The organism is Blochmannia endosymbiont of Camponotus pudorosus, from assembly GCF_059934925.1.
On sequence record NZ_CP011793.1, the window covers coordinates 349,720 to 362,913 of the forward strand.

9 protein-coding genes and 3 tRNA genes are annotated in these 13,194 nt (G+C 25.8%); 2 read left to right on the forward strand and 10 right to left on the reverse strand.

Features of this window, described 5'->3' with window-relative positions; all coding sequences use genetic code 11:
- Positions 1-4 precede the first annotated feature (4 nt).
- The 5 genes from leuS to Bpudo544_RS01605 form a co-directional block, all read right to left on the reverse strand.
- Positions 5-2,611: a leucine--tRNA ligase gene (gene leuS, locus Bpudo544_RS01585; RefSeq protein WP_500825598.1), complete on the reverse strand. Its 2,607-nt coding sequence runs from the start codon at positions 2,609-2,611 to the stop codon at positions 5-7.
- Positions 2,612-2,741: 130 nt separating this feature from the next.
- Complete coding sequence (lnt, locus tag Bpudo544_RS01590) at positions 2,742-4,310, reverse strand: apolipoprotein N-acyltransferase (RefSeq protein WP_500825599.1); 1,569 nt, start codon at positions 4,308-4,310, stop codon at positions 2,742-2,744.
- Positions 4,311-4,341: 31 nt separating this feature from the next.
- On the reverse strand, positions 4,342-5,217 hold the full coding sequence (gene corC / locus Bpudo544_RS01595) for a CNNM family magnesium/cobalt transport protein CorC (RefSeq protein ID WP_500825632.1): 876 nt from the start codon (positions 5,215-5,217) through the stop codon (positions 4,342-4,344).
- 35 nt (positions 5,218-5,252) lie between these two features.
- Entirely contained in the window at positions 5,253-5,717 is a 465-nt protein-coding gene (gene ybeY / locus Bpudo544_RS01600) for an rRNA maturation RNase YbeY (RefSeq protein ID WP_500824979.1), read from the reverse strand.
- A gap of 36 nt (positions 5,718-5,753) precedes the next feature.
- Positions 5,754-6,749: a PhoH family protein gene (locus Bpudo544_RS01605; protein WP_500824980.1), complete on the reverse strand. Its 996-nt coding sequence runs from the start codon at positions 6,747-6,749 to the stop codon at positions 5,754-5,756.
- A gap of 385 nt (positions 6,750-7,134) precedes the next feature.
- On the opposite strand from Bpudo544_RS01605, the gene Bpudo544_RS01610 reads away from it, so the two are divergent.
- On the forward strand, positions 7,135-8,334 hold the full coding sequence (locus Bpudo544_RS01610) for an FAD-dependent monooxygenase (RefSeq protein WP_500824982.1): 1,200 nt from the start codon (positions 7,135-7,137) through the stop codon (positions 8,332-8,334).
- Positions 8,335-8,427: 93 nt separating this feature from the next.
- Here Bpudo544_RS01610 and Bpudo544_RS01615 read toward each other — a convergent pair.
- The 5 genes from Bpudo544_RS01615 to nagB all read right to left on the reverse strand — a co-directional run bounded on the left by Bpudo544_RS01615 (position 8,428) and on the right by nagB (position 11,045).
- A tRNA-Gln gene (locus tag Bpudo544_RS01615) sits at positions 8,428-8,499 on the reverse strand.
- Positions 8,500-8,578: 79 nt separating this feature from the next.
- Positions 8,579-8,660 (reverse strand) — tRNA-Leu (locus tag Bpudo544_RS01620).
- A 118-nt stretch (positions 8,661-8,778) separates the two neighbouring features.
- Positions 8,779-8,852: transfer RNA gene (locus Bpudo544_RS01625), tRNA-Met, on the reverse strand.
- Between the two features lie 198 nt (positions 8,853-9,050).
- Positions 9,051-10,205 carry an N-acetylglucosamine-6-phosphate deacetylase gene (nagA, locus tag Bpudo544_RS01630; RefSeq protein WP_500824983.1) on the reverse strand — a complete coding sequence of 385 codons (1,155 nt, stop codon included), beginning with the start codon at positions 10,203-10,205 and terminating at the stop codon, positions 9,051-9,053.
- A 33-nt stretch (positions 10,206-10,238) separates the two neighbouring features.
- On the reverse strand, positions 10,239-11,045 hold the full coding sequence (nagB, locus tag Bpudo544_RS01635; protein WP_500824985.1) for a glucosamine-6-phosphate deaminase: 807 nt from the start codon (positions 11,043-11,045) through the stop codon (positions 10,239-10,241).
- A 475-nt stretch (positions 11,046-11,520) separates the two neighbouring features.
- Between nagB and glnS the strand changes: the two genes are divergently transcribed.
- Positions 11,521-13,176 (forward strand): glutamine--tRNA ligase, encoded by a 1,656-nt coding sequence (gene glnS, locus Bpudo544_RS01640; RefSeq protein WP_500824986.1) that lies wholly within the window; start codon positions 11,521-11,523, stop codon positions 13,174-13,176.
- The last annotated feature ends 18 nt before the right edge of the window (positions 13,177-13,194 follow it).

The window sequence follows — 13,194 nt, forward strand, 5'->3', positions numbered from 1 at the left end:
ATATTTATTTTATAAGAAAATTAATTACTTTATTAGGAATATATATAATTTTATATACTTGTTTTTTTGTAAAATTTTTATATAGATTAATTGATTGTTCTGCCATTTTATAAATTGTATCTTTATCACTATTTTTTGAAATAATAATACTTGTCTTTTTTTTACCATTAATTTGTACAATAATCAGTACATTTTCATCCTGTATTGCTTTATCATCAAATATTGGCCATGGAGCACAATCAATGTTTTCTACATTTCCTAATGATTTCCATAAAGCAAAACTAATATGAGGAGTAAATGGATATAATAATCGTATTGTTACGGAAAGTGCTTCTTCTAAAACTATTCTATCTTGAATACTGATTTGAGAAACATTTTTTAAATGATTAACTAATTGCATGATAGCTGATAAGGCAGTATTAAAGGATTGTCTTCGATCAATATCATCAGTAACTTTTACTATGGTTGCATGTACTAAATGTCTAGTAAATTTATTTTTATTACTGAGTTTGCAAAAATGAAGTTCACTGTCAATCAGTCCTAATTTAACATGTTGATAAGTTATATGCCATAATCGTTTAAGAAATCGATAAGCCCCTTCGATTCCGGATTCTTTCCATTCTAATGCAGAATGAACTGGAGCTGCAAACATTATAAAGAAACGAACAGCATCTGCACCATATTTTTGAATCATTGAGTTTGGATCAATGCCATTGTTTTTAGATTTAGACATTTTACACATTCCAGCATAAATTAAATTATTACCATCTACATCGACAGATTTTATTATATGACCTGTATTATTTCGAGTAACTGTTACATTAGCAGGAGATACCCATATTTTTTGACCATTACTTGCTATATAATAAAATGCTTCTGATAATATCATTCCTTGACATAATAGTCGTATTGCTGGTTCATGTGAATTTATTAGACCTGCATCTCTCATTAATTTATGGTAAAAACGAAAATATATTAAATGCATAGTAGAGTGCTCAATACCTCCTATATATTGATCAATTGGTAACCAATAATTAGCAGCACTAGAATCTAACATTCCTTTGTGATATTTAGGACAAGTATAACGCGCGTAATACCAAGACGATTCTACAAATGTATCAAAGGTATCAATATCTCTAATAGCGTTTTGATTTTTATATGTAATTTTCATCCAATTATTTATATTTAATTCTGCAGAATTATTAGTACCATAATAAGATAAATATAATTTTTTAGGGAAAGTTACTGGTAATTCATTTAAAGGAACAGGTTCAATCATTCCATTTTTTAAAGTTATCATTGGTACTGGCACACCCCAATAACGTTGGCGTGATATACTCCAATCCTTTAGACGATATAATATTTTTAAATTAGCTAACTTATTATCAAGTAATACTTGAGTAATAATACTAGAAGCAATATTAGAAGTTAATCCATCGAAATCACCAGAATTAAATAGTATTCCTAAGTTAACCATTGCTTTAGTTCGAATATTAGGCAATTTATTATCCATATATTTAATAACAGGTTTTATTGGTAAATGATATTGATGAGCAAATTCCCAATCTTGTTGGTTATGAGCAGGACATGCTGCGATTGCTCCTATTCCATCAATTTCTACAGGAATTACAAAATTTACTATCCAAATTGGCAATTTATTATTATTAATTGGATGAATTGCATAAATATGAGTAAATATACCTTTTTTATTTTTATTAAAATAATCTTTTTTATAAAATTGTATTAAATTCACATTATAAATATTAATAAAACTGTTTACTTCTGAATCAGTTTGCGCTATCATTAAGGATATAGGATTATCTGTTGATAATGCTAAGTAAGTAATTCCCATAAAAATATCTAATCTAGTTAAATGGACAGTAATGGTTTTTGTACTATTCATGATTTTAAAAATAACATTAACTCCTGAAGATCGTCCAATCCAATTTCGTTGCATAACTTTAACTTGATTAGGCCAATATTTTAATTGATCCAATCTTTCTAATAATTCTTCTGCATAATGAGTAATTTTCATAAACCATTGTGGCATTTTTTTATACTGTATTGGGTTCTGACAGCGCCAACAACTATTATTAATAACTTGTTCATTTGCTAGAACTGTTTTATGATACGAACACCAATTTACTACTGTTGTTTTTTTATAAACTAATCCTTTTTTATATAGATAATTAAAAAACCACTGTTCCCATTTATAATATTGAGGTTTACAAGTAATAATTTCCCTATTCCAATCATAAGCAAAACCTAATGATCTTAATTGGTTTTTCATATAAGAAATATTGGAATATGTCCATTCTGATGGGTCTGTATTATTTATTATTGCAGCTTGCTCTGCGGGTAATCCGAAAGCATCCCATCCCATTGGTTGCAGTACATTCTTACCAAGCATACGCTGGTATCTAGAAATTACATCTCCAATAGTGTAATTTCTAACATGACCCATATGTAATTTTCCAGATGGATAAGGAATCATAGATAAACAGTAATATTTTTGTTTTTTTTTGTCTTCTTTAACTGAAAATATTTGGCGTTCATACCAATATTTTTGAATTATATGTTCTATATGATTAGGAGAATAAAATTTTTCCATAACTTTAATTGTATTAAATTTAATATTTTTTCTAAAAACAATAACAAATTCTTAATAGTATTAATTATATTTTTTTTTAATATACGAAACAATATTTCAATATAGATTAATTAAATATAATTGTCGATTTTTAATTATGTTTTCGATTATAGTTATAAAATTGTTTAAGAAACATATTACTAATTAGCAATAATGGATATATAATACATATTATTATAATTATTATAAATAACCACCATGACCCAAACTGAACATATGGAGTGAGACCTGTGGTTGGAATTACATTTTCAGTAAGTGTAGTAGAAATAAACTGAGGGATTTGTGATTGGATAGATCCATCCGCGTAAATGATAGCAGTGATACCACTATTTGTACAAAACAACATGGGTCTTCCTAGTTCCATTGCTCTCATGCGCGCCATTTGAAAATGTTGCCAAGGTCCGATAGAATGCCCAAACCATGCATCATTAGCAATAGTCAATAAAAAATCGCTATTAATTTTAAAATTATCACGTATTTGATTACCTAAAATTATTTCATAACAGATAGCAGCAGTGATTTTTATATTCATAGCATTTAATTGTGGTTGTAAATAACAACCACTTTTCATAAAAGCAATAGGTATTTTAAAATATTGAAATAAAGGTTCAAAAAAATATTGTAACGGAAATCTTTCAGCGCATAAAACTAAATGATGCTTATTATATCTATTATTGTGTAAATACGTATAAGGCGTAGTATTTCCTAACACAATAATACTATTATAATGATGATACTTATTTTTTTTAGTAGAAAATTTGCTATTGATAATTCCAGTAATTAAACAAGTATTATGTTCTCTTAATTGGCTGTCTAATAATGTTAAAAATTTATTATGAAATAATTCATGACCAAGAATAGCTGATTCGGGCCATATAACAATTTTTGTTTTTCCAATCAAAGGTAAAGTATGTTGTAAATATGTTTGCAATACTAATTCAATATGATTGAAATTGTATTCTAAATATGGATCAATATTACCTTGAATTAAAGAAATAGTAGTAATTCGATCAGGCTCTAAGTGATACCATTTAACCCATGTTAATGGATATAGCAATACTAATATAATTAGAGATAAAAAAAATGGAAATAATTGTATTGTTTTTATGCTTAATGCAAATAAGATACTAATAAATACTAAAATAAATGTTATACCTTCCACTCCTAAAATAGGTGCTATCCCTTTCATTGGTCCGTCAATTTGGGTATAGCCAAATTGTAACCAAGGAAATCCACTACAGATATTTCCTCTAAAACGCTCAACAATAGACCATAGTATTGATACAAAAATACTTAATATATTCCATTTAATTGGAAATGATTGTAATATTATAAAAAACATAGCAAATAATACTGGAAAAATAGTTAAGTATATTATTAATATAAAAATTAATAAAACACTTATAATTTCGTTAATATTAAAATATTGAGAAATGCCAATATAAATCCAATACAATCCAGCTCCAAAAAAACCTAACCCCCATAATAATGAATTCCATACTGCTTGTTTACATGAAACATTTAAAATGATTACGAACAATCCAGTTAAAGAAATAATACTAGCTGGCCAAAAATCATATGGAGAAAATGCTAATATACCACACATGCCAAACGTCAGCGCTAATATTAATTGCGCATATTGATTCTTAAAATTTGACATCACAATATTGAATACATATCAGTAAAATTTTTTATTTATTAGATAAATATAATGTATTGTTAGGAATTTGTACTAGTAATTGGATAATACGATGATTATTAGTAATAGTAACTTTAAAAGTATAACCAGAAATATTAATAGATTCTCCATTTGTAGGTAAATGTCCAAAAGATTGCATGATAAATCCTCCTATAGTATCTATTTCTTCATTGTAAAAATGTGAGTTAAACATTTTGTTAAAATCATTAATAGAAGTTAATGCTTTTACTAAAAAAGTATGGTCATTTATTTGATAAATATTACAAGAATTTTCATTATCATATTCATCTTCAATTTCACCTACAATTAATTCTAATATATCTTCAATTGTAATAATACCAGACATACTGCCAAATTCATCAATTATAATTGCCATATGACATCGTTTTGCTCGAAATTCTTTTAACATTCTATCAACACCTTTATTTTCTGGTACTACCATAGCTGGACGTAACATTTGATCAATATCACATGATTGAGATTTGTTCAGCATAAAAGGCAATAAATCTTTAGCGATAAGAATACCTTTAATTTGATCTAAATTTCCATGTAATACTGGAAATCTAGAATGAGCAGATTTAATGATAATGGATAATTGTTCATCCCAAGATTGTGTATTTTTTAAAAAGATAATTTGAGATCTAGGCACCATAATATCTCTAACTTTTTGTTCAACAATTTCCATTACTCCTTCTAACATGTTTTTTGTGTCCGCATCAATTAAAGAATTTTCTTCAAAATCACGAATTAAATTTAATAAATCATTTCTATTTTTAAAATTATCTCGAAATAAATGACGCAATATTATGGTAAAAAAATTTTTTTTTCGAATTAAATTAGTACTTTCCTCCACATGGTTATTCATAATATTATTATATACACTTATTTAGTATAAAAATGCTTTTAATTAAGAAAACAACACGTTTGATATCCAAATTTTTGGATCATATTTAATTCCATTTTATACATTAATTCAGCATCTTCATTTAAAATATGATTATATCCCAATAAATGTAATGATCCGTGAATAATCATATGAGCCCAATGTATAATAGAAGATACATTATATTGTTTCGATTCGTATTCTACAATTTGTTTACAAATGATAATATCTCCTAATAATGTAGATGGTATTCCTGATGGAACTTTAAAAGGAAAAGATAAAACATTTGTTGGATATTTTTTGCCTGCATAATACCAATTTAAAAATAACATTTCTTGTGTATCTACTATTCGAATAGTTAACTCTATTTTTTTTTTATACACAAAAAAAATTTTTTTTATCCAATTCCTAATTGTGTGTTCATTAGGTATACCGTATAAATTTATGCATGCTATTTGTAAATGAAGATTAATTTTATTACTCATTGTTAAATGATATCCTTACACTTTAATATATAGAATTTATATTAATTCACAAGATTCATATGCATCTATAATTTTAGTAACTATTGCATGACGAACCGAATCTGTTTTATCAAAAAAGTTAAAACTAATATCTTTAATTATAGATAATATTTTAATAGCGTGTGCTAACCCGGATTCTTGATGTGATGGTAAATCAACTTGAGTAATATCGCCAGTAATAATTGCTTTAGAATTATATCCGATTCGAGTTAAAAACATTTTCATTTGTGTAATAGTTGTGTTTTGGCTTTCATCTAAAATAACAATAGCGTTATTTAATGTTCGTCCACGCATATACGCTAATGGGATTACTTCAATCATATTATTTTGTATAAGTTGTTCCATTTGTTTATATCCTAATACATCATTTAATGCATCATACAATGGTTGTATATAAGGATCTGTTTTTTGATTAAAATTTCCAGGCAAAAAACCTAATTTTTCTCCTGCTTCAATAGCAGGTCTACTTAGAATAATATGTTGGTTTTTTTTACGTTCTAATAAATCAATTGCAATAGCTATTGCTAAATATGTTTTTCCTGTACCTGAAGGTCCTATTCCAAATGTAACATCATGGTTAAAGATATTAGCAATATATCGAGCCTGATTTATAGTACGAGGTCTAATAGTTCTATGTTTTAATATAATTTGCATTTGTATTGAAATAAAATTATTTTTCACATTGTTCAAAAAATTTGGTTGTTTTATTAACTCTTGAATATACTGAATGGCGAATGATACTTGTGCTGGATTAATGTCATTAATTATTCCATGTACAGATGTTGTATTTTTATATAAAGATATTAAAGCTTTAATAGCAATATCTATTGATAAAGACAATCCTGTTAACTTAAAAATATTATTGTGTCTATTAATATTAATTTTCAGCTGATGTTCAAATTGTTTTAAATTATCATTAAAAGGTCCACATAAACTATTTAATCTGTTATTGTTTATTGGTGTTAGGGCAATTTCTGTAGTTTTTACATTCAAATATTATTTCCTTATTCTTATAAATTAATTAAAATTATCAAAACTAATATTTATAATAAAATTTATAAATTTAAATCATATTTAATGTAATATGTGTTATATATCATTATAACATTATTAATTAAAATTTATTATAACCATATTAATAAAATAATTATAAAAGATAATGATTTTTAACATAACATATACAGTATAAGTATTATATATTGTTAATATTATTGATACATATTATAAACATATTTTATATTATAAATATAACAATTTTAATATTAAAGACAAATTCTACTACAAATTTTATTAAAATTCGTGTATTTTTGGAAAAATGTTTGTAGTCTTATACCGTACTGTTTTAATATATAGAATATAAAATTATAGATAAAATAATATGAATAACAAATCATTTTATGATATATTAATATTTGGAGCTGGTATTATAGGATCATCTTTAGCATTACGTTTAGCACAATCTGGAATGACAATTGCTGTAGTGAATGATAATAATTTAATTTTGACAGAAAATAGCAGTAGTGTACCAGATGTTCGAGTTTCTGCAATTAATTATGCTTCAGTAGAATTTTTTAGAAAAATTAATATTTGGAAAGATATTCCTTCAAAGTTTCGTACATCATATCATTGTTTAAAAGTATGGGAATGGCCTGTATCTATGGTAACATTTCATGCCAATTCTATAGGTCTGTCTGAAATGGGGTATATTATTGAAAATAATCGATTGAAATTAGCTTTATGGAAAGGACTGATAGATTCTTCAAAAATAACATTGTATTATTCATCTATACTAACTACTTTAAAGTATGATGGTAAATATTGGCAATGTACTTTAAATGATGGTGTTGTAATAAATAGCAGATTATTAATAGGAGCTGATGGGGTAAATTCCCAAATTCGCAAAAAAATAGGTATTGGAATCACAGAATATGTATATGATCAATATTGCATGTTATTAACTATTAAAACGAAATATTCTAAAAAAGGAACAATTTGGCAAGTTTTTACTCCCAGAGGACCTATAGGTTTTTTACCTTTATATGATTGTTGGGGATCATTGATGTGGTTTGACACAAGCAAATATATTCGTCAACTAAAATGTTTACCCAAATTAATTTTAGAAAAAAAAATAAAAGATAATTTTTATAAGCAATTAGGAGATTTTTCATTACATAATATATGTACAATTCCATTGCATAGTCATCAAGCAAATTGTTCTATTTTTGCAGGAGGAGTTCTGATTGGAGATGCAGCACATACAATTCATCCTTTAGCTGGACAGGGAATCAATTTAGGTATTCGAGATGTTATAAAATTATCTGAATTAATCATTCAGATAATTGATTTCAAAAAAGATGGATATGTTTTAAATACTATATTACAATCTTATCAAAAATACCGAAAAATTGATGTTTATTTAATGCAAAATAGTATACATTGGTTATATATAATATTTCATAATAATTTTATACCATTAAAAATCACAAGAAATATAACTTTTATGGCAATAGAAAAAATACCTTTCATAAAGAAAAAGATATTAAAATATGCAGTAGGTACGTTAAATTTTATTAAGTAATTTGATAATTCATTAAAATTTAGCGTGATTAAATTTTTAGAATGCCGTACATATACTAGTATGATTTAGTGATTTATTCCTAACATTTAAAAACTGGGGTACCAGGATTCGAACCTGGGAATGACGGGATCAAAACCCGTTGCCTTTCCTCTTGGCTATACCCCATTGTATGTTGTATATAAATTATAAGTTGTTTTGTGTTTAAAAATACATTTTACTTAATTTATATGTCTAAAAATAACAATACGGGAGACGAGATTTGAACTCGCACACCTGATGGTCCCAGAACCTAAATCTGGAGCGTCTGCCTATTTCGCCACTCCCGTATGTTTTATTATATAAAATAGTTAATTTATGTAAATTATAGATCATATAAAATAAATAAAATTTTTAATTGCTTCTTATATAAATTTTATCTAAAAATTAAATAAATAATAAAAACAATAGCTACGACAGGATTTGAACCTGTGCCCTCAGCATTATGAGTGCTGCGCTCTAACCAACTGAGCTACGTAGCCAACACATTATTACTATATAATAATAGTTATAAAATAAATTTTTAGTTTCTAAATAAAAATTATTTAATTAAATTCAAAACTAATTTTTGTGTAAACTGATTTCACTAATACAATCACATTTATTTAAAAACGGTAAATAAAAATACGATTAACTAGATTGTAATATAAAATACTATTAATTCTTCTCTGTTTTACTACTTAATTAGAAATTGTGTATATTTCTCCATTCACGATAGTTTTTTTTATTTGATATTGTTTATTAAAAATAGCTAGATTAGCAATCTTATTTTTCTCTATACTACCTAAATTACCATCTACTCCTATAGCTCGAGCTGGATATAAAGTGGCCATACGCAACGCTTCGTCTAAAGGAATATTAGCATGTTTTACACTATTTTGTATAGCTTGAATCATTGTCAAACTAGATCCACTAAGCACACCACGACTATTTATACACATATTATTACGATGAAATATAATTTCACCAGAGAAAATAAAATCAGTAATATATTCTGCTCCAGAAGGACTAGTTCCATCAGTTACTAAAATTAAATAATCTTTTTTTATTTGCTTGGCATATTTTATATTATTCCAATGTACATGTATACCATCCGCTATGATGCTACAATAAATTTTTGGAGCATCAAAAATAGCTCCAATAACTCCTGGTTCTCGAGCATATATCGGAGGCATGGCATTGAACAAATGAGTTCCACAAGATACTCCGAATGAAAAACTAAGTTTAGATTCATAATAAGTAGCATTGGAATGTCCAATAGATACGCATATCCCTGATTTTTGTAATTTTTCAATCACCACACAATCTAATTTTTCAGGAGCTAAAGTAATTTTTTTTATAATACTACTATTATTACATAAATAGTTTATTATTTCTTTTGTTGGTATTCTAATTAAATTAGAATTATGTATTCCTTTTCTTTTAGGATTAAGAAAAGGACCTTCTAAATGCAAACCTAAAACTTGGTTTTTATTTTGATTTAAAAACATACGTATTACTTCAACAGATTTTTTTATCAACAAATCATTACTAGTAATCAATGTTGGTAAAAAACTAGTGCAACCAAATCGCCTATTAGTAATTTTCATGATTTCTAATGTTTTCATAGATATTGATTGTATATCATCATTAAATTGTACGCCACCACATCCATTAAGCTGTAAATCTATGAATCCAGGAGACATAATCAGCCCCAACAAATTATAAGTTTTTATGTTATCGGGTAAATAATTAATTGGACAAATTTCTTTAATATGTCCATTAGATATAATAAGAGCGTGATCATTCAATATACTATATCCAGTATATATCTTACTATTAATTAAAGCATACATGTTATAATAATTATTATAATTATGAAATAAAGTTTAATAATTAAAAACAGCTGAATTATGTGTTTCTAATTCTTGAAAATACTTAACAGTCTTGATTTTAAGTTCCATAGTTGACAAATCATCGCATATTAATATAGATTTTGGATGTAATTGTAAGCAACTTATAGTCCACATGTGATTAATACTTCCTTCAATTGCAGCTTGTACTGCAACTGCTTTATCTCGTCCTGTAGCTATTATTATTATTTCCTGAGATTCAAGTAATGTGGCTAATCCAATAGTTAATGCAAATTTTGGAACGAAATCAATGTTATTATTAAAAAATTTAGAGTTTGATAATCGTGTTTCTTTACTTAAATTTTTAATTCGAGTTCTTGAATTTAAAGAAGATCCAGGTTCATTAAAAGCAAGATGTCCATCACTACCGACACCTCCTATAAATAAATGAACATTCCCATATGATTTAATTTTCTTTTCATATCTCTCGCATTCAACATTTAAATCATCAGCATTTCCATTTAAAAAATTTACATTTTCTTTTTTAATATCAATGTGATTAATAAAATTTTTATGTATAAACTTATAGTAACTTCCTTTATCCTCTTGAGATAACCCAAGATATTCATCCATCATAAACACTATTATGTGCTTAAAACTCACTTGTCCATTTTGATATAGTTTTATAAGATTTTTATACGTTTTTATTGGAGTACTTCCTGTTGGTAATCCTAATATGAACGGATTTATTTCAGTAGGATGAAAAGAATTTATTTTCCAAACTATGTAATGTGAAACCCATTGGGCAATTTGATTTGAATTATTTAAAAATATAACTCTCATGAATAATCTTTATTGACAATTAAAATTACAAGTTAAAAGTTATTAATAAAATAAATATAAAAAATTTTCAATATTTAATATAATGTAAATGATATATTACCATGAAATAATATTTATAGTTAATATAAAATTTTAATGAATATCTATTACTTAATTTTTCTATGTTCTAATAATCTCATATTCATTTATAAATACATATGATAACTAGAGTATAAAAAAAATTAATTTTAAAATACCAAATTAAAATTAATTATTTGTATCTTGTAAAGAAAGAATGAAATTAAATCTAATTATATCGAATATAATAATAATTACAATATTTTAAAAAATTAAAAATATTTAATTCATTTTTAACATTTATTGTGATTTGTTACTAATTAATATTAATTGTTTTATTGTATTACAATTCTATTGTATATTTATTAAATAATACATAAAATATATATTAAATTTTTCTTAAATATTAAAAAGTAGCATGTATTATAAACCTAATTTTATATGTAATATTATTGATAAAGATTTAAAATCCAAAAAATATACTAAAATACATACAAGATTTCCTCCAGAACCAAATGGTTACTTACATATTGGACATGCGAAGTCTATTTGTTTAAATTTTAGTATCGCTCAAAATTATAATGGAAAATGTAACTTAAGATTCGACGATACAAACCCAGAAAAAGAACACAAAGAATACGTGAACGCTATTAAGTATGATATTAAATGGCTTGGTTTTACATGGAATGATAAAGTAAGTTATACTTCAGATTATTTTGAACAATTATACAAATATGCTGTAGAGTTGATTCAAAAAGGATTAGCATATGTTGATGAATTATCTATATATGAAATTAAACAATATCGAGGGACATTAACAAAAATTGGTACAAATAGTCCATATAGATGTCGAAGTATTAAAGAAAATCTAATTTATTTTGCTGAAATGCGTAATGGAAAATTTCAAGAAGGTAAAGTATGTTTAAGAGCAAAAATAGATATGTCCGATGCTTCTTTGATAATGAGGGATCCAGTATTATATCGAGTAAAATATACTTCACATCATCGTATTGGTAAAAAATGGTGCATTTATCCAACATATGATTTTAGTCATTGTATTTCAGATGCAATAGAAGGTATTACGCACTCATTATGTACCTTAGAATTTCAAGAAAATCGTCGTTTATATAACTGGATATTGAAAAATATTCGCATTACTCAACGACCAAAACAATATGAATTTTCTCGACTTAATTTAAAATATGTAGTAACTTCTAAGCGAAAATTAAGCATTTTAGTTAAAAATAATATAGTAGATGGATGGGATGATCCTCGTTTACTTACTATTTCTGGATTACGACGTAGAGGATATACAGCTCAATCAATTCGTGAATTTTGCAAATGTATTGGAGTTAGTAAGCAAGATAGTCAAATGGAATTATCAGTATTAGAATCGTGTGTTCGCAATGATCTAAACAAAGTAGCACCTAGATTAATGGCAGTAATTAACCCTATAAAAATTATTATAAGTAATTTGCCAGACGGATATACAGAAAATATTATTGTTCCTAACCATCCTAAGGATCAAAGCATGGGGACTCGTTCTATAATTTTTACTAAAGAAATTTTTATTGATCGTTCTGATTTTTATGAAGAACCACCGCATCATAATTTTCCTAAATTGACTATAGGAAAAGAAATCCGTTTAAGATATGCTTATGTTATCATTGCTAATCATGTTAAAAAAGATATACATGGTAATATTTTGACTATATATTGTAGTTTCAATCCACATACCTTAAACAAAAATCCTATAAATCAAAAAAAGGTTCAAGGGGTGATTCATTGGGTATCTTCAACGAACAGTATACCAGCAAAATTTCGTTTATATGAAAAATTATTTACTCATTCGAATCCTGCTTCTTCAAAAAACTTATTAGACATCATTAATCCTAATTCCTTAATAATTTTAAGCGGATTGGTTGAATCGAATGTATTTTTTTTCAATAATCCTGGTCCATATCAATTTGAACGAGAAGGTTATTTTATTTTAGATTATAAGTATAGCAAACAACCTATTGATTTAGTTTTTAATAGAATTGTGAGTTTAAAAAGAGCTTCAATAAGAAATTAACTTGTAATTACAAATATA